Origin of the sequence: Pseudomonas ulcerans, assembly GCF_036324125.1 — a bacterium.
GTDB classification, from domain to species: domain Bacteria; phylum Pseudomonadota; class Gammaproteobacteria; order Pseudomonadales; family Pseudomonadaceae; genus Aquipseudomonas; species Aquipseudomonas ulcerans.
Map to the genome: position 1 here is coordinate 100955 of NZ_JAZDQN010000014.1, position 16455 is coordinate 117409.

Below are 16455 nucleotides of genomic sequence, written 5' to 3' on the forward strand. Positions count from 1 at the left end.
AAACTAAAGGCGGTCACTGGGAGCGTCCATATGCCGAACGGTATACGGCGCCATGCCGTGGGCACAGGAAAAGGGACTCAGGCCGGATGGCGCTGGTGGAAGTCGGCGATGCGCCGCCACATCTCGATGGGGTTGGAGTACATGGGGAAGTGACCGCAGCCGGGAATGCAGGCCAGCTCGACGCCCTGCGCCTGTATGTTGGCCAGGTAGGACAGATGGCCGTTCTGTTCGCCGTACATGAACATCCGCGGGCACGGCAGGCCGAGGAACTTGTCCATCAGTTCACCCTGATCGGAGAGTTCCACCATGGAGCTGAAGATGCCCCGCACCGCGCCGGCCCGCACCTTGTACGGCAGGCTGGCGGCGTACAGCGCGCTGGCCGGGTCGCTGGAGTGCCGGGTGCGCTCGATGAAGGCGTTGAAGAAAGCCTGTGCGCCTTCCGCCGGGTACTCGACGATCTGCCGGCTGAGGAAGCAGTCTTCCGGCGCGATATTGCCCTCGATATCGACGAAGCTGAGAACCCGCTGCGGACAGTGATGCGCCAGCAGCAAGGCGGTCAGGCCGCCCATGGAGTGGCCTACCAGGTGAAAACGCTCGATGCCGTAGTGCTCCAGCACCTGCAAGGCAGTCTTCAGCAGCAACGGGATCGAGACCCGCGACAGGTCGCTGCACTGGCTCTCGCCGCAGCCCGGGGCGTCGTAGGCGATGAAGGCACGGCCGGCGAAGGCTGGTTGCCGGGTCAGGCCGGCGTAGTCTTCCTTGGTCGAGCCGAAACCATGGAGAAACAGGATCGGCGCCCCGTCGCCATCACGGTGGATACTGGCGACATCCAGATCGATACCGTCGATGCTGAGGGGAATCCGGACTTGGCGGAAAGTGGACGATGCGGTCACGCGCAGGCTCCTCTGGTGGTCAGGCCGTCACTCTCGGCTCGATGCATCGATCTGTAAATTCCGCTTCAAGAATGGATTCCATACGGCAAACCTATGATGTCTTAGGCTTGACACTACCCCTGTGGGAGCGGGCTCACCCGCGATTGCAGTATCGAATTCACTGACGCAATCGCGGGTGAACCCGCTCCCACAGAGGCGGTGTCAAACCACCCCGCCGCGCATCTGCGCCACCAGCGCCTCCGCCAGCGGGTTGCTCCGGGTGCTGTTCCAGGCCAGGGTCGTGGTGACCACGCTGACCTTCTGGGTCAATGAACGCAGCACCACGTTGGCCGGCGCCAGCTTCTTCATCGCCGCCGGCACCAGGGCGATGCCCTGGCCACAACTGACGAAGGCGATCTGCGAGGCCACCGAACGCACCTCGTGCAGCACCCGCGGGGAAAAGCCGTTGGCCCGGCAGGTGGCGACCAGGTTGTCGAAATACACCGGGCTGACCTTGCGCGCGAACATCACCAGCGGCTCGCTGGCCAGGCTCGCCAGGCTGACCCGGCTGCGCGCCGCCAGCGGGTGCTCGGCCGGCAGGGCCACCATCAGCCGCTCCTCGGTCAACGGCAGCCACTGGATGGCATTGCCCAGGTCGCCATCGAGGCGGGCGAAGGCCACGTCGATATCCCCGGACTCCAGCGCCGGCACCGCCTCGACGCTGTCGATCTCGCGCACCGACACGCTGACCTGCGGGTAGTCCTGCTTGAAACGCTCCAGTGCGCCGGGCAGCACGTCGAACATCGCCGAGGAAATCGCGCCGATGGTGAGCATGCCCTGGTGCCCGGCCACCGCCTCCTCCACCGCCAGCTCCAGGCGTTCCAGCTGGTCGGCGAACTTGCGCACCGCCGGCAGGATCGCCTGGCCCACCGGGGTCAGTCGCGCACCGCGGCGGGAACGCTCGAACAGCTTGACCTTGAGCGCCTGTTCGAGGATCTGGATCTGCTCGGTGAGCGGTGGCTGGGTCATGCCCAGGCGCTTGGCGGCGCGGCCGAAATTCTGTTCTTCGGCGACGGCGAGAAACAGCCAGAGGTGACGGATCAGGCGGAAATTGATCATGGCTTTTCCATAGGTTGGGCGTATGGGAGACATCCTTGATAAGGAATATACCTATCGAAGCAGCTGTTCAACACTCGGCGCCTCCCAACACCAGAGAGGTTGCTTCATGAACCAGGACACCGTTCTGCACCGCCTGGCGGCGCTGGACAGCAACACCGTCTCCGACGCCCTCGACTTCCTCGGCCTGCCCGGCGCCACCTTCGGCCTGCGCCCGCTGTGGAATTGCCCGCCGCTGGTGGGTCGGGCCAGCACCGTCCGGCTCGCTGCCAAGACCGACGCCGCGCCCACCGTGCACCTGATCACCCCGGTGGTGGAGGCCATCGCCAGCGATGACCGGGTGCTGGTGATCGCCGGCGGCCTGGAAGGCATTTCCTGCTGGGGCGACATCCTCGCCAATGCGGCCCATGCCCGCGGCGTACGTGGCACGGTGATCGACGGCTGCAGCCGTGATATCGACGGCAGCGCGGCCATTGGCTACCCGGTCTACGGCCGCGGCGTGACCATGGTCAGCGCGCGCAACCGCGTGGTCCAGGTGGATGCTGCCTGTGCCATCGAGGTCGCCGGGGTGACGGTGCGCGAAGACGACTACGTGATCGCCGACAACTGCGGCACGGTGTTCGTCGCCCAGGCGCATATCCAGCAGGTCCTCGACCTCGGCGAGCGCATCGCCCGGCGCCAGGCCGGCATGGTCGAGGCCGTGCGCGGCGGACGCTCGGTCGCCGAAGTGATGCATGACAGCCAGTTCGAAGCCATCAACCTGGAGACGCAGCGATGAGCAACCCCGACCAGCAACTCGTCGACCTGTTCGCCGGCCTCGACACCCCCGGCGTTTCCGACGCCCTCGACAAGCTCGGCCTGCCCGGCCAGTGCCTGGGCGTGATGTCCCTGGCCAACTACGAGCGGGTCGTGGTCGGCCCGGCCTATACCGTGCAGTACGTCAGCGCCAGCACCCCGCCCGGCACTGTCGGCGACTTCATCGACGACGTGGCCCCGGGTGCGGTGGTGGTGATCGCCAACGACGGCCGCAGCGACTGCACCGTGTGGGGCGACATCATGACCCAGTACGCCGGCCAGCAAGGCATCGCCGCCACGGTGATCGACGGCGTCTGCCGCGACGTGAGCAAGGCGCTCGGCGACGGCTACCCGATCTTCAGCAAGGGCCGCTACATGCGTACCGGCAAGGACCGGGTGCAGGTCCAGGCGCTGAACCAGCCGGTGTCCATCGGCGGCGCGCGGGTATGCCCCGGCGATATCGTCGTCGCCGATGCCAACGGCGTGCTGGTGGTGCCCCGCGAGCGTGCCCGGGAAGTCGCCGAGACGGCGCGGCGCATCGAAGCGGTGGAAGCCGAGATCCGTGCCCAGATCAGCCAGGGCAAGACCCTGCGCCAGGCCCGTGAAGCGCTTGGTTATCACAACCTGCAGAGGAAAGCCTGATGAACCCGACCTTGCCCTTCCCCGCCGACTACCGGGAACGTGCCCGCCTGCTCGGCACCTCGACCCTGTACGAGGCCTCGCACCTGCCCACCGCCGTGGACAGCGCCATCCGCCCGGTATGGGACGGCGCCTTCGTCGCAGGTCCAGCCTACCCGCTGGAATGCGCGCCGGGGGACAACCTGGCACTGCACCTGGCCATGGAGCGGGTCCCCCGCGGCAGCGTGCTGGTGGTGGGGACCGGCAGCTTCATCGCCGGCTACTGGGGTGAAGTACTGACCGTGGCCGCCGAGGCCGCCGGGGTGATCGGCCTGGTGATCGACGGTGGCGTGCGCGATATCGTCGCGCTGCGCCGCCGGCAGTTCCCGGTGTTTGCCCGGGGCATCTCGGTGAAAGGCACGGTCAAGGCCAGCGTGGCGTCCCTTGGCAGCCCGTTCAATTTCAACGGCGCGTGGGTCACCCAGGGCGACCTGGTGGTGGCCGACGAAGATGGCGTGGTCATCCTGCCCCAGGGCGAAGCCGCGCGGATCCTCGCCGAAGGCCAGGCCCGCGCCGACAAGGAAAGCGTGATGATGGACGCCATCAGCGGCGGTCGAACCACGCTCGAACTGATGAACCTGACCCAATGGAGGACGCATTCGTGAGCGATCCGGGACGCCTCAACCCCAACCTGGCCAATGCCCGGCCCTCGGCTACCTACGGCATCATCGACCGCGTGGCCCGGCGCCGCGCCGAGGGTGCGCGGATCATCTCGCTGTGTGCCGGCGAGCCGGACTTCGACACGCCGCTGCACATCCGCGAGGCAGCCAAGCAGGCCATCGACGCCGGTCATACCCGCTACACCCAGGTCGCCGGCCTGCGCGCCCTGCGTGAAGCGGTGGCGGACAAGTTCCGCGACGAGAACGGACTCGACGTCGACTGGCAGGACACCCTGGTGTGCAGCGGTGGCAAGCAGGTGATCCATAACGCCCTGGCCGCCAGCCTCAATCCCGGGGACGAGGTGATAGTGCCGGCGCCGTACTGGGTCAGCTATCCGGAGATGGTGCAGTTGTGTGGCGCGCGCAGTGTGCTGGTCACCTGTGATGCCGACAGTGGTTTCAAGCTGACGCCCAAGGCCCTGGCAGCGGCGATCACGCCGCGCACGCGCTGGTTGATCCTCAACTCGCCGTCCAATCCCACCGGCGCGGTGTACAACCGCGAGGAACTGCTGGCGCTGGCCGAAGTGCTGTTGGCCCATCCGCAGGTGCTGGTGCTCGCCGACGACATCTACGAGCACCTGATCTTCGACGGGCAGGCGTTTCTCACCCTGGCCCAGGTGGAACCGCGCCTGGCATCGCGCACCCTGACCATGAACGGCGTGTCCAAGGCCTACGCCATGACCGGCTGGCGCATCGGCTTCGCCACCGGGCCGCGGTGGTTGCTGGAGGCCATGGAGAAGCTGCAGGGCCAGCAGACCTCCGGCGCCTGCTCGATTGCCCAGCATGCGGCGCTGGCGGCATTGCGCGGGCCGAAGGATTTCCTCCAGGAGAGTCGCGCGGCGTTCCAGCGTCGACGGGACCTGATGGTCAATATCATCAATGCGATTCCCGGGTTGTCTTGTCGCAAGCCCGGTGGCGCGTTCTATGCCTTCGCCGATTGTGCCGGCCTGATCGGAGCTACCTCGGCGGGTGGGCGGGTGCTGGCGACGGATGAGGATGTGGCGCTGGCGTTGCTGGAGGAAGCCAATGTGGCAGTAGTGCACGGCAGTGCATTCGGGCTCGGGCCTTATCTGCGGATTGCCTACGCGCTGGAGGACGGGGAGTTGGTGGAAGCTTGCGAGGCGATCGGGCGGTTCTGCCGGACGTTGCGCCGGTAGCGTGCTGAACCTGTGGGAGCGAGCCTGGTCGCTTCCACAGGGGCAGCACTCGCTATCAGGCAGCGTCCTGTTCCAGCGTTTCCCAACCCAGGCAAGCGAGGGCCAAGGTCCGCGGCACGACTTCGCGGCCACTGCTGTACCGGCTGATACTGCGCGCACTGACGCCCAATGCAGTGGCGGCCTGGTCGAGCGTCATTCGATGCCTTAGCCGCCAACGGATGAAGATCCGCGTGTTTTCGTCCGGCGCCGCCTGGGCAAGGGCGTCCAGCAACAAGGTGTCTGCGCCGATCTGGATATCCAGCGCCGGCCATTCGACCGTCCATCCTCCATCCCCGAGGACGGCGCCTTCGAATGACTTGCCTTGGGCAAGCGGTGCCAGGCCCGGGTACGACGCCAGCGCATCGCTCATGTCCAGGTCGAAGCGCTGCCCATTGGTAAAGGTGAGCTCCAGGCGTGCCTCCGGGCGTGGCCGCACAGCCCGCAGGCGAGGACGTTTCATCGATGCCATTTGTTCCACTCCTTCAACAGACCGGCCTGATTGGCCGCAACCCACGCGAGGGCCTCACGCACCACCTTGGCGGGTGCGGCACCTTGCATGACGCTCACCGACTCCAGGCTGATCACCACATCTACCCCACCACCGGTCAGGTGGACATGGGGTGGCAGGTGGTCTCTTTCTCGCAGTTCGATACGGTACTTGTCGCGGAATCGGTATCGGGTAGACATGGTGGAAGATATCGCCAATTTGGCGATGCATCAATACCGTGGCCGTGTGCGAACAGACGTATGCGGGCCGGTTCGCATGTGGCCGACGGAGCAGCGCCGGATGAGAGGGGCAGCCATGCTAGCGACGAGCCTGGAAAGAGCACCACCGGATGTCTGTCGCAAAAAGCCACGAAAACTCCATCATCTCCGACTTTCTTGTAGGTGATTTCACAGATCAGCTGGGCACACCAGGTGATCCTGGTGTTGATGCAACTGGCCAATCGCTGGCAAGCCAGCTCCCACAGGGTTGGGTGTCGAACCCGAATGTCGCGGTTGGCCCAAGATCCTGTGGGAGCTGGCTTGCCAGCGATGAGGCCCGGTTTGACACCACCACTCCCCTCGGCTAGAAACACCCGCCTCCACCCATAACAACAATCCCATGACCACCACCCCGATCCCCATCCTCGACCTCGGCCGCGACTACGACCAGCGCTACGCCGACGCCGACCTGCACTACGACGCCCACGGCCGCCTGTCCGCCGTGTTCGGCCGCAACGTCGCCGTACACCGCCACGACCGCTTCTTCCAGCTCCACTACATGACCAGGGGCCAGGTCCACGTCTACCTCGACGACACCCCGTACCGCCTGCAAGGCCCGATGCTGTTCTTCACCCCGCCGGGCGTCCCCCACGCCTTCGTCACCGACGCCGAGTGCGAGGGCCATGTGATCACCCTGCGCCAGCCCTGGGTCTGGCAGATGTTCAGCGACGGCAAGCGCGCCCCGGACCCGCGCCTGGAAATCCCCCTGTGCGTGAGCCTTGCCGACCTGCCCGGCGAACTGGCCGCCGAAGCCCTGCAGATCGACCAGCTGTTCCTGCTTCTGCAACGGGAATTCCGCAGCGACCTCCCCGGCCGCGACCTCAACCTGCAGGCGCTGGTCCGCCTGATCCTCGTCACTCTCCTGCGCCTCACCGGCAACGCGCATCCCGACTGGCAGGTCAACCGCCCGGACCTGCTGCTGTTCCACCGCTTCAACCTGCTGGTGGAACAGCACTTTCAGGAACACTGGCCAATGCCCCGCTACGCCGAGCTGCTGGGCCTGACCACCGCCCGCCTCAACCTGGTCTGCCGGCGCATCGCGCAGATGTCGGCCAAGCGCGTGGTCTGGGAACGCCAGGCTCAGGAGGCGCGGCGGTTGCTGCTGCACAGCGGGATGTCGGTCAACGAGATCTGCTACGAACTGGGGTTCAAGGATCCTGGCTACTTCTCGCGTTTCTTCACTCAGCAGGTGGGTGTCAGCCCTCGCGACTACCGCGCCGGGCAGCTTACGAAAAATACAAGTTTCCCAGCATAACCGTCATTCAGCCCACAACCACTCGCCGCCATCATTCTCCGCAGCCCCAAGGCTTCCGATAACTACAATCAGCGGAGACCCCCATGCCCACTGCCCTGCCCGAGACCAGCCGCCCCTACACCGGCGCCGAGTACCTCGAAAGCCTGCGTGACGATCGCGAAATCTACATCTACGGCGACCGCGTCAAGGACGTCACCACCCACCCGGCGTTCCGCAATTCCGCCGCGTCCATCGCCCGCCTCTACGACGCCCTGCACGATCCCGAACACCACGAGCAGTTGTGCTGGCCGACCGATACCGGCAACGGCGGCTACACCCACAAGTTCTTCCGCATCGCCGAGACCGCCGAGCAACTGCGCGAGCAGCGCGACGCCATCGCCGCCTGGGCGCGGCTGTCCTATGGCTGGATGGGTCGTACCCCGGACTACAAGGCGGCCTTTGGCGCGGTGCTCGGGGCCAATCCGGAGTTCTACGGCGAATACGCCGACAACGCCCGGGCCTGGTACAAGCGCATCCAGGAATCCTGCCTGTACCTGAACCACGCCATCGTCAACCCGCCCATCGACCGCGACAAACCCAGCGACGAGGTCAAGGGCGTGTTCATCCGCGCGGTGCGCGAGGTGGAAGGCGGGATCATCGTCAAGGGCGCCAAGGTGGTAGCGACCAACTCGGCCCTGACCCACTACAACTTCATCGGCTTCGGCTCGGCCCAGGTCATGGGCGACGATCCGGACTTCGCCCTGATGTTCCTCGCGCCGATGAACAGCCCCGGCCTGAAGCTGATCTGCCGGCCGTCCTACGAATTGCAGGCCGGCCTGACCGGCTCGCCGTTCGACTACCCGCTGTCGAGCCGCTTCGACGAGAACGACGCGATCCTGATCCTCGACGATGTCTTCGTGCCCTGGGAAAACGTGCTGGTCTACCGCGACTACGACCGTTGCCGACGCTTCGCCAGCGCCGGCGGCTTCGGCCGCCTGTACCCGATGCAGGGCTGCACGCGCCTGGCGGTGAAACTGGACTTTATTGCCGGACTGCTGACCAAGGCCCTGGAATGCACCGGCTCCCTGGAGTTTCGCGGTGTCTCGGCGCAGGTCGGCGAGGTGATCGCCTGGCGCAACCTGTTCTGGTCGCTGACCGACGCCATGTGCGGTGCACCCGAGCGCCAGGACAACTGGAGCGTCCCGGCACTGCTGCCGAGCAACCAGGCGCAGCAGGTCTACCGGGTGATGGCGCCGACCGCCTACCCGGCGATCAAGAAGATCATCGAGCAGACCGTGGCCAGCGGCCTGATCTACCTGCCCAGCGGCGTGCGCGATTTCGCCAATCCGGAACTGGACAAGTACCTGGCCACCTACTGCCGTGGCTCCGGCGGCATGGACCATCGCCAGCGGGTGAAGATCCTCAAGCTGCTGTGGGACGCCATCGGCAGCGAATTCGGCGGCCGCCACGAGCTGTACGAGATCAACTACGCCGGCAACCAGGACGATATCCGCCTGCAGACCCTGGCCTACGCCCGCGCCAGCGGCGCCATGGCCGGCATGCAGGGGCTGGTTGAGCAGTGCCTGTCCGACTACGACGAGCAAGGCTGGACCGTGCCGCACCTGCACAATCCGGACGACATCAACGCGCTGGAGCGGATCCGCCAATGAACAGCCAGCAGCAAGCCTTTCGCGAAGCCATGGCGCACCTGTCCGCCGCAGTCAGCGTGATCACCAGCTACGGCCCGGCCGGGCGCTGCGGCATCACCGCCACCGCCGTGTGCTCGGTAACCGACACGCCGCCGACCTTGCTGGTCTGCGTCAACCGCAACAGCGCGCTGAACGAGGTGATCAAGGCCAACGGCCGGCTCTGCGTGAACGTGCTGGCCAGCGAGCATGAAGAGGTGGCACGGCATTTCGCCGGGATCACCCAGGTGACCATGGAGCAGCGCTTCGGCCTGCACGACTGGCAACTCCAGGACGCCCGCCAACCGAAGCTCGCCGGTGCCCTGGCCAACCTCGAAGGCCGCGTGACCCAGGTGCAGGAAGTCGGCACCCACTCGGTGCTGCTGGTGGAGCTGGAGGATATCCAGGTGCGCGACAGCGGCGACGGGCTGGTGTATTTCAGCCGTGCCTTTCATCCGCTGACGCGGCCCAGCGCGGCAATCTGAGCACAGGCAAGGCCTGGCCTCTGGTAAGGTGGGCGGCAGCACAGCCCGTCTTCCCCGAGGTCAGGTCATGAATACACTCTATCCTGTGGACAGCCTGCCGGCGAAGGAACGCTACGCCTACTGGCAGGATGTGGTCTGCACGACCTATGGCCCCACCCGCAACACCCGCCTGAGCGACGACCGTTTCGACGGCGAGCTGGACGCCCGCACCCTCGGGGGCGTGGGCTACACGCGGATCCGCTCGGTGCCGATGGAGTACGTGCGCCAGCGCCCCGATGAGGATTGCGAGCAGTTCTTCGTTTCCGTGACCCTGTGTGAGGAGACCTTCGTTTCCCAGTCGGGCCGCGATTCGCGCCAGGCCCTGGGCGATATCGTCCTGTACGACGGCGCCCAGCCCTACCGCTGCGAATTCCCCAGGGGCGACCATCAACTGGTGATGGTGGTGCCACGCCCGCTGCTGCTGGCCCACATTCCCCGGGCCAGCCACTTTCTCAGCCGCACCCTGTCGGTCAGGTCGCCCCTGGGACGCCTGGCCAACTCGATGCTCGGCGAACTGTGGCAAACCCCCGAGCTGCCCGCGCCCGCCGCCGAGCGCCTGAACGGTGCGCTGCTGGATGTGCTGGGCACGGCGTTCGAGGCAGAGTTCCAGGACGACGCGACCGCGCTCAAACCCCATCAGGCCCGCCAGTTGCAGCGGATCAAGGAATACCTGCTGGACCACCTGCATGACCCGCAACTGAACATCGACGCCATCGCCCAGGCCACCTTCGTCGCCCCGCGCACCCTCAACCGGCTGTTCGCCAGCGAGGGCACCACGGCCATCCGCTGGCTGTGGCAGCAGCGCCTGGGAGCCTGTCACCAGGCCCTGCTGTCCGGGCGTTTCAACCAGGTGACCGAAGCCGCGCTGTCGTTCGGCTTCAGCAACCTGTCGCACTTCAGCCATGCCTTCAAGCGCACCTACGGGGTGACGCCACAACAGTTGCTGCATAGTCGCTAGCTTTGGCGCGCCGGGTGCAACGCCTGGCGCCTGCAATCAAGCACCACAGACCACGCCGGCGCAGGATCGACGCAGCGTGGCGGCACGATGCGCCGATACCTCCAACAACAGCCACGCCTCCCCTTTTCATCGCTGCCATGACAATCAATAACAGAGGTCTGCCATGAACCGCGGCTACGTGTACGTCTTGCTGTGCTATTTCCTGATTGGAATCAGTTATCCGGTGGCCAAGGAAGCCATGAACCAGGTGCCGATCTGGCTGTTCACCTCCCTGACCTTCGCCATGGCCTTCGTGATGCTGATGCCCTTCGCCAGGTTCGTCGACAAGGCCAGGCTGCGCGCCATCGGCCTGCGGGTGTGGCTGGCGGTCAGCGTGCAGTCACTGCTGGGCGCGATGCTGTACACGGTGTTCCTGCTGTACGGGCTTGAGTCGGCCTCGGCGATCATGGCCGCGCTGTTCACCAGCCTGGCGCCGGCACTGGTGCTGAGCCTGTCGTCGCTGCTGCTCAAGGAGCGCCTGACCCTGCGCAAGCTGCTGGCCATCACCCTCGCGGTGGCGGGCATCCTGGTGCTGACCCTGCCCGCTGCCGACGGTGGCCACACCACCTGGCTGGGCGTGGGTTTCCTGCTGCTCTCCACCCTGTGCACGGCCATCAGCGTGATCGCCGCCAATCGCCTGGACGTGACCCTGCCGCCAATCACCCTGTCCGCCGGCGTGTGCCTGACCGGCTGCCTGTTCTCCCTGCCCATGGCCCTCGGCCAGGCCGCCACCTTCGACTGGCACGGCCTGGGCGCGTCGACCTGGTGGGTGATGGTGTATTACGCCGCGCTGGTCTGGGCGGCGCCCTATGTGCTGTTCTTCATGGGGGTGACGCGAATTCCCGCCAGCGCCACCGGCATGGCCATTGCCGTGGTGCCGCTGGCCGCCACCTTCTTCGCCATCGCCTTCTACGGTGAAACCCTGCACCTGAGCGACACCATCGCCCTGCTGCTGGTGACGATCTCCATCATCGCCGCCGAAAGCAGTCCACTGGCCACGGCAGACACCGCCCAGACCACCTGAATCGCGAACTGGCGCCTGGCCCAAAGCCCCTGACCATCTGAACAAAGCGCCCGCCAGCGCCACGGCCCAGCATGCTTCCATCCGCAAACAAGGGAGGAAATGCATGAAAGCCCTGGTTCTCCAGCAAGCCGGCACGACGCCGCTGATGGTCATCGAGGAACGTCCCATGCCGGTGGTTGCCGCCGGCCAGTCGCTGGTGCGCGTGCATGCTGCCACCGCCAACCCGCTGTCCCAGCTGCTGCGTAGCGGGCAGTTGCCAATCCCGGCGTTGCCATTGGTGCTGAGCAACGACGGCGCCGGGGTGGTCGAGCACAGCCAGCGCTTCGCCGCCGGCACCCCGGTGCTGATCTACGGCGGCGAAGCCCTGGGGATCACCCAGGATGGCCTGCAACAGCAATGGGTCGCCATCGACGACGCGCGCCTGATCGAACTGCCTGCCGGCCTCAGCCTCGACGAAGGCGCCGCGCTGCCGATCAACTACCTCACCGCGTTCCAGGCGCTGAACCGCGTCGGCCAAGTGCGTGCCGGGCAGGACGTGTTGGTGTCCGGCGCTTCCGGCTCGGTCGGCCAGGCCCTGGTGCAAACCGCCCTGGCCCTCGGCGCGCGACCGATCGCCGTGGTGTCCACCTCGGCCAAGGTCGAGCAGGCACGCCAGGCCGGGGCGCAGCGGGTCATCGATCTGTCCCGCGATGTCCTGCGCGAACGCGTGCTGGCCTTCACCGACGGCCGGGGCGCCGACCTGGCGCTGGACACCGTCGGCGGCTCGCTGACCGGCGCGCTGCTGGCCGCCTTGCGCCCGCGCGGCTGCGTGGTGTGCATCGGTTTCGTCGGCGGCACGCAGGCACAGATCGACGTTGCCGACGTGGTGATCCACGAAAAACGCATCGCCGGCTACGACGCCCACCTGGAAACCCCCGCCGACATCGCCGCAGCCTTCGAACGGATCCTGCACTTCGTCGCCCAGGGCTTGCTCAAGCCGCGCATCGACAGCCGCTACCCCCTCGAACGACACGCCGACGCCTACGCTCGCCTGACCTCACGCGAAGCGACCGGCGCCATCCTGCTCCACCCCTGACCGATGGTGACTCCATGAACGACAAAGACTCCAAGACCCTGCGCCTGTTCTTCCCCCAGTGGCAGGGCGGCAACAACCCGCCCTACCACTTCGGCGCGCAGCTGCTGGAATGGCTGGCCCCTGACCACGACGGCCCGCGGGAGGAAGTGGCCGTGGCCCTTCCCGACGACGCGCCGCTACCGCTGGAAGACGGCATCGTCGGGCGCAGCGCGCTGTTCGAGCAGTACCTGGAGGCACGCCGGCTGATCGAGCGGCACCAGCCCGACCGCCTGGTGGTGCTCGGCGGTGACTGCCTGGTGGACCTGGCCCCCTTCGCCTACCTCAACGAACGCTACGACGGTGAACTGGCGGTGCTGTGGGTCGACGCCCACCCGGACGTGATGACCCCGGCGGACTATGGCCATGCCCACGCCCATGTCCTCGGCAACCTGCTGGGCCAGGGCGACCGCCAGTTCGCCGACGGCGTGCAGCGGCCGCTCAAGCCGAGCCACGTGATGTATGCCGGGCTGCGGGGAACCTCGGCGGGAGAAGCCGATTTCATCCGCCGCTTCGGCCTGCAGGCGGCAGGTCCGGAGGCGCTGGCCACGTCCAGCCAGCCAGTGCTGGACTGGTTCAAGTCCACCGGCGCCCGCCACCTGGCGATCCACCTCGACCTCGACGTTCTCGACCCCGGCCAGTTCCGCGCCCTGCTCTTCGCCAACCCGCAGACGCCTGGGGTCTGGGACCAGGTGCCCCAGGGCCGGATGAGCATTGCCCAGGTCGTGCGTGTGCTGGCGGATGTGGCGGCCGTGGCCGACGTGGTCGGCATCGGTATCGCCGAGCACTTGCCCTGGGATGCACTGGAGCTGAAGAACATGCTGGCGAGGCTGCCGCTGATCGGCAGCGGCAGCAAGGACTAACGCGCCATCAAACCACCTGTCGCGGCGTGACCGGCAAGGTGATCATGCTGGCGAAGTCGATGAAAGACTCGCTGTCGGCGATCACCTCCGGCAACAGCGTGGTCTGCGCCGCGCACTCGGCCGAGGCGAAGACGTACACCGACAGCGCGTCGTAGCACTGCGATTCGGCGCTGGTGTAGATATCACCGACGCCCATCGCCCGCCCGGGGTACTGCGTGTAGCTCAACAGCCCTATGGCGGCCCGGGCCATCACCGCCCCGTGCTCGGCGTAGCGCCGCTCGAACTCCTCGCGGCTCAGGCCGGGTTTGCGTTTCATCAGATAAGCGATTGCATGCATCGGAATACCCTCGTGGAAAGCCTCCATTGCAAACCGTCGGCGCTCGCCGCGCTGTGCCCTGCAGGCCCGCCACTGTGCTCCTCGCGCCAGTCAGCGATTCAATCGAAATCGCTGGCTGCATGCCGCTCCGGCAACTGCTCCGCCTCCTCGCCCCAGGTCTTGTTGACCCGCTGCCCGCGCTTGACCGCCGGGCGCTCGGCGATTTCGTCGGCCCAGCGCAGCACATGGGTGTAGTTCTGTGCATCGAGGAACTCGGCGGCGCCGTAGACCTTGTTGCGCAGCATCTCGCCGAACCACGGCCAGCAGGCGATATCGGCAATGGTGTATTCGTCGCCCGCCACGTAGCGATGTTCCGCCAGCTGGCGGTCGAGCACGTCGAGCAGGCGCTTGACCTCCATGGTGTAGCGGTTGATCGGGTACTCGTATTTCTCCGGCGCATAGGCGAAGAAATGCCCGAAACCACCGCCGACGAAGCCCGCACCGCTCATCTGCCAGAACAGCCAGTTCAGGCATTCGGCGCGTTTTGCCGGGTCCTTGGGAATGAAGGCGCCGAAGGAATCGGCCAGGTAGAGCAGGATCGAACCGGACTCGAACAGGCGCACGGCCGGCTTGACCCGGGTGTCGAGCAGGGCCGGAATCTTCGAGTTGGGATTGAGCTCGACGAAGCCGCTGGCGAACTGATCGCCCTCGCCGATGCGGATCAGCCAGGCATCGTACTCGGCGTCCTTGAAGCCTGCGGCCAGCAGCTCTTCGAGCATGATGCCGACCTTGGCGCCGTTGGGCGTGGCCAGGGAATACAGCTGCAGGGGATGACGGCCCTGGGGCAGCTCGCGCTCGTGGGTGGCACCGGCGATGGGCCGATTGATGCTGGCGAACTGGCCGCCGCTGGCTTTGTCCCAGGTCCAGACCCGGGGTGGAACATAAGTATCGTCTGACATGGCGAACCTCGTGAATGGGTCGAAGCATCGGTGGTTATCGAGCATTCGGCCATCGTGGGCAAGTGTCAGTTCAGTTTGTGGGGACTGGAGGCAGTTCGCGGCAGCCTTTAAAGAGCAGTACCGCGAGTGGGCGTGTAGAACAGCGACGACAACGCCCCTTCATGCTCCAGCAGGTGGATCTTCTTCTCGATGCCACCGGCATAGCCGGTGAGGCTGCCGTCGCGGCCGATCACCCGGTGACAGGGAATGATGATGGAAATCGGGTTGTGCCCCACTGCCCCACCCACGGCCTGGCTGGACATGCTTGCCAACCCGGTGCGGGCGGCCACGGCCTTGGCGATTTCACCGTAGGTGGTGGTCTCGCCATATGGGATTTCGCAGAGCAAGGTCCACACGGCCTGGCGAAAGTCGCTGCCCAGCGGCGCCATGGGCAGGTCGGCGATGGGGGGTTGTTCACCGGCGAAGTAGCGGTCGAGCCAGGTTTTCGCCTGGACCAGGAAGGGCAGTTCGTCGTCGACCACCAGTTCGCCCGGGGAGCTGCCGCCGAAGTACTTCTGCCCCGCCATCCACAGGCCCATCAGGTGGCTGTCGCTACTGGCCAGGTGCAGGGGGCCGACGGGGGACTGGTAGGTGGTGGCGTAGAACATGGGCAGCGGTTTCCGGAGACGGGACGAGCATTTAGCACGCTCACCGCGGCCACCTCAATACCCGCCATGCAATGCGCCACAAAGGCGGCGCCCGATCGAATGAGCAGCGCCGTCATCCAGATACATATTTCACGGCTATGCTTGGGCATCCGCGAATGCCCGCCAGGGAGGCCCCACATGATCGTCATCATCTACGAAGCCGCAGCCGCCGAGATCCCCGCCGCTGCCGGAAAGCCGAAAGTACCTGCGGTAGCCGGATGGACCGGGCGCTCACCGGAAGGCCCCAACCTCGACAGCAAGATCTCCCAGGACGAACACACGCGGATCATCAACGAAGCCATCGCCGTGATCACGGCGGCCGTGTACCCCGCCGGCACATTTACCGGGAATACCCCGAAACAGCGGCTCGGCGAGTTCAAGAACGCCTGCGACGACGCCAACGTCAACCACACCCTGAAGATCACCAAGGGTCTGCACCAGCGCCACGACGCGCACATCACCGCGCAACTGTCGAGCAACGCCTTCACCTACCACCTGAACGTCATGGCCAGCAACGTCGCGGGGGCCCTCGACGCGAACGCGCCGTTCCACTGGAAGATCGTGTCCGTCAGCGCCAAGGCCGGCACCACCGAGGAACTGCCGGTGGTCGCCGACCGCGCCGGTCTTTTCCATCCGCTGATGCGCCGCAACAGCATTACCCTCGCGGCCTACCAGGAACAGCTCAGGCTGGCGGCAGAGGCCAAGGCAGAAGCTGAAAGGCAGGCGGCGCTGAGACTGGCAAACGCGGCCAAACAGGCCAAGGCCGATGCCCTGATCAAGAAAATCTGCACGACGATGGGTTGCCAGAAAGCCTTCATCAAGGACTTCCAGGCGACACTGCTCAAGGGCGACGAAGTGCCGTTTACCATGAACAACAAGGCCAGGAGCAAGCTGTTCTGCAAATACAACGCTGCTGCAGACAACATCACCATCAGGCAGGAGAACGGCGCGACGCGAACGATCGCCGCCTGATGC

19 protein-coding genes are annotated in these 16455 nt (G+C 66.1%); 12 read left to right on the forward strand and 7 right to left on the reverse strand.

The features are described 5' to 3' along the window. Positions 1–77: 77 nt before the first annotated feature. Both V0R59_RS15135 and V0R59_RS15140 read right to left on the reverse strand, forming a co-directional pair. Positions 78–893, reverse strand: a complete 816-nt coding sequence (locus tag V0R59_RS15135) for an alpha/beta fold hydrolase (RefSeq protein WP_330075567.1) — start codon at positions 891–893, stop codon at positions 78–80. Positions 894–1094: 201 nt separating this feature from the next. Then, complete coding sequence (locus V0R59_RS15140; RefSeq protein ID WP_330075566.1) at positions 1095–1991, reverse strand: LysR family transcriptional regulator; 897 nt, start codon at positions 1989–1991, stop codon at positions 1095–1097. A 106-nt stretch (positions 1992–2097) separates the two neighbouring features. On the opposite strand from V0R59_RS15140, the gene V0R59_RS15145 reads away from it, so the two are divergent. Genes V0R59_RS15145 through V0R59_RS15160 form a run of 4 tightly spaced genes read left to right on the forward strand, consistent with a single transcriptional unit; the run spans position 2098 to position 5277 of the window. Then, complete coding sequence (locus V0R59_RS15145) at positions 2098–2766, forward strand: RraA family protein (protein WP_330075565.1); 669 nt, start codon at positions 2098–2100, stop codon at positions 2764–2766. Further along, a complete protein-coding gene (locus V0R59_RS15150; protein ID WP_330075564.1) occupies positions 2763–3425 on the forward strand; it encodes an RraA family protein in 663 nt (220 codons plus the stop codon). Before V0R59_RS15145 ends, V0R59_RS15150 begins: the two co-directional genes overlap by 4 nt. Beyond that, positions 3425–4066 (forward strand): RraA family protein, encoded by a 642-nt coding sequence (locus V0R59_RS15155; RefSeq protein ID WP_330075563.1) that lies wholly within the window; start codon positions 3425–3427, stop codon positions 4064–4066. Before V0R59_RS15150 ends, V0R59_RS15155 begins: the two co-directional genes overlap by 1 nt. Beyond that, entirely contained in the window at positions 4063–5277 is a 1215-nt protein-coding gene (locus V0R59_RS15160; RefSeq protein WP_330075562.1) for a pyridoxal phosphate-dependent aminotransferase, read from the forward strand. Before V0R59_RS15155 ends, V0R59_RS15160 begins: the two co-directional genes overlap by 4 nt. A 55-nt stretch (positions 5278–5332) precedes the next feature. Here V0R59_RS15160 and V0R59_RS15165 read toward each other — a convergent pair whose 3' ends face one another. Next, positions 5333–5785: a DUF2442 domain-containing protein gene (locus V0R59_RS15165; protein ID WP_330075561.1), complete on the reverse strand. Its 453-nt coding sequence runs from the start codon at positions 5783–5785 to the stop codon at positions 5333–5335. Next, positions 5773–6003: a DUF4160 domain-containing protein gene (locus tag V0R59_RS15170; protein ID WP_330075560.1), complete on the reverse strand. Its 231-nt coding sequence runs from the start codon at positions 6001–6003 to the stop codon at positions 5773–5775. The genes V0R59_RS15165 and V0R59_RS15170 overlap by 13 nt, the downstream gene beginning before the upstream one ends. 418 nt (positions 6004–6421) lie before the next feature. On the opposite strand from V0R59_RS15170, the gene hpaA reads away from it, so the two are divergent. The 7 genes from hpaA to V0R59_RS15205 all read left to right on the forward strand — a co-directional run bounded on the left by hpaA (position 6422) and on the right by V0R59_RS15205 (position 13519). After that, entirely contained in the window at positions 6422–7336 is a 915-nt protein-coding gene (gene hpaA, locus V0R59_RS15175) for a 4-hydroxyphenylacetate catabolism regulatory protein HpaA (RefSeq protein WP_330075559.1), read from the forward strand. 83 nt (positions 7337–7419) lie between these two features. Further along, on the forward strand, positions 7420–8985 hold the full coding sequence (gene hpaB / locus V0R59_RS15180; protein ID WP_330075558.1) for a 4-hydroxyphenylacetate 3-monooxygenase, oxygenase component: 1566 nt from the start codon (positions 7420–7422) through the stop codon (positions 8983–8985). Next, positions 8982–9485: a 4-hydroxyphenylacetate 3-monooxygenase, reductase component gene (gene hpaC / locus V0R59_RS15185; RefSeq protein WP_330075557.1), complete on the forward strand. Its 504-nt coding sequence runs from the start codon at positions 8982–8984 to the stop codon at positions 9483–9485. The genes hpaB and hpaC overlap by 4 nt, the downstream gene beginning before the upstream one ends. A gap of 67 nt (positions 9486–9552) precedes the next feature. Then, a complete protein-coding gene (locus V0R59_RS15190; protein WP_330075556.1) occupies positions 9553–10482 on the forward strand; it encodes an AraC-like ligand-binding domain-containing protein in 930 nt (309 codons plus the stop codon). A 163-nt stretch (positions 10483–10645) separates the two neighbouring features. Continuing rightward, a complete protein-coding gene (locus tag V0R59_RS15195) occupies positions 10646–11545 on the forward strand; it encodes a DMT family transporter (RefSeq protein WP_330075555.1) in 900 nt (299 codons plus the stop codon). Between the two features lie 103 nt (positions 11546–11648). After that, a complete protein-coding gene (locus V0R59_RS15200) occupies positions 11649–12620 on the forward strand; it encodes a quinone oxidoreductase family protein (RefSeq protein WP_330075554.1) in 972 nt (323 codons plus the stop codon). A 14-nt stretch (positions 12621–12634) separates the two neighbouring features. Further along, on the forward strand, positions 12635–13519 hold the full coding sequence (locus V0R59_RS15205) for an arginase family protein (RefSeq protein ID WP_330075553.1): 885 nt from the start codon (positions 12635–12637) through the stop codon (positions 13517–13519). Between the two features lie 7 nt (positions 13520–13526). Here V0R59_RS15205 and V0R59_RS15210 read toward each other — a convergent pair whose 3' ends face one another. The 3 genes from V0R59_RS15210 to V0R59_RS15220 all read right to left on the reverse strand — a co-directional run bounded on the left by V0R59_RS15210 (position 13527) and on the right by V0R59_RS15220 (position 15441). Then, a complete protein-coding gene (locus tag V0R59_RS15210; protein ID WP_330075552.1) occupies positions 13527–13835 on the reverse strand; it encodes an EthD domain-containing protein in 309 nt (102 codons plus the stop codon). Positions 13836–13954: 119 nt separating this feature from the next. Beyond that, positions 13955–14794, reverse strand: a complete 840-nt coding sequence (gene yghU / locus V0R59_RS15215; protein ID WP_330075551.1) for a glutathione-dependent disulfide-bond oxidoreductase — start codon at positions 14792–14794, stop codon at positions 13955–13957. A 107-nt stretch (positions 14795–14901) separates the two neighbouring features. Further along, on the reverse strand, positions 14902–15441 hold the full coding sequence (locus V0R59_RS15220; RefSeq protein WP_330075550.1) for a methylated-DNA--[protein]-cysteine S-methyltransferase: 540 nt from the start codon (positions 15439–15441) through the stop codon (positions 14902–14904). A gap of 177 nt (positions 15442–15618) precedes the next feature. Between V0R59_RS15220 and V0R59_RS15225 the strand changes: the two genes are divergently transcribed. After that, positions 15619–16452 carry a hypothetical protein gene (locus tag V0R59_RS15225; protein ID WP_330075549.1) on the forward strand — a complete coding sequence of 278 codons (834 nt, stop codon included), beginning with the start codon at positions 15619–15621 and terminating at the stop codon, positions 16450–16452. The last annotated feature ends 3 nt before the right edge of the window (positions 16453–16455 follow it).

Bases quoted from the DNA above. Each gene is read 5' to 3' on its own strand.
- V0R59_RS15140 (WP_330075566.1), bottom strand. From the start codon at position 1,991: ATGATCAATTTCCGCCTGATCCGTCACCTCTGGCTGTTTCTCGCCGTC.
- V0R59_RS15145 (WP_330075565.1), top strand. From the start codon at position 2,098: ATGAACCAGGACACCGTTCTGCACCGCCTGGCGGCGCTGGACAGCAAC.
- V0R59_RS15150 (WP_330075564.1), top strand. From the start codon at position 2,763: ATGAGCAACCCCGACCAGCAACTCGTCGACCTGTTCGCCGGCCTCGAC.
- V0R59_RS15155 (WP_330075563.1), top strand. From the start codon at position 3,425: ATGAACCCGACCTTGCCCTTCCCCGCCGACTACCGGGAACGTGCCCGC.
- V0R59_RS15165 (WP_330075561.1), bottom strand. From the start codon at position 5,785: ATGGCATCGATGAAACGTCCTCGCCTGCGGGCTGTGCGGCCACGCCCG.
- V0R59_RS15170 (WP_330075560.1), bottom strand. From the start codon at position 6,003: ATGTCTACCCGATACCGATTCCGCGACAAGTACCGTATCGAACTGCGA.
- hpaA (WP_330075559.1), top strand. From the start codon at position 6,422: ATGACCACCACCCCGATCCCCATCCTCGACCTCGGCCGCGACTACGAC.
- hpaB (WP_330075558.1), top strand. From the start codon at position 7,420: ATGCCCACTGCCCTGCCCGAGACCAGCCGCCCCTACACCGGCGCCGAG.
- hpaC (WP_330075557.1), top strand. From the start codon at position 8,982: ATGAACAGCCAGCAGCAAGCCTTTCGCGAAGCCATGGCGCACCTGTCC.
- V0R59_RS15190 (WP_330075556.1), top strand. From the start codon at position 9,553: ATGAATACACTCTATCCTGTGGACAGCCTGCCGGCGAAGGAACGCTAC.
- V0R59_RS15195 (WP_330075555.1), top strand. From the start codon at position 10,646: ATGAACCGCGGCTACGTGTACGTCTTGCTGTGCTATTTCCTGATTGGA.
- V0R59_RS15200 (WP_330075554.1), top strand. From the start codon at position 11,649: ATGAAAGCCCTGGTTCTCCAGCAAGCCGGCACGACGCCGCTGATGGTC.
- V0R59_RS15205 (WP_330075553.1), top strand. From the start codon at position 12,635: ATGAACGACAAAGACTCCAAGACCCTGCGCCTGTTCTTCCCCCAGTGG.
- V0R59_RS15210 (WP_330075552.1), bottom strand. From the start codon at position 13,835: ATGAAACGCAAACCCGGCCTGAGCCGCGAGGAGTTCGAGCGGCGCTAC.
- yghU (WP_330075551.1), bottom strand. From the start codon at position 14,794: ATGTCAGACGATACTTATGTTCCACCCCGGGTCTGGACCTGGGACAAA.
- V0R59_RS15220 (WP_330075550.1), bottom strand. From the start codon at position 15,441: ATGTTCTACGCCACCACCTACCAGTCCCCCGTCGGCCCCCTGCACCTG.
- V0R59_RS15225 (WP_330075549.1), top strand. From the start codon at position 15,619: ATGATCGTCATCATCTACGAAGCCGCAGCCGCCGAGATCCCCGCCGCT.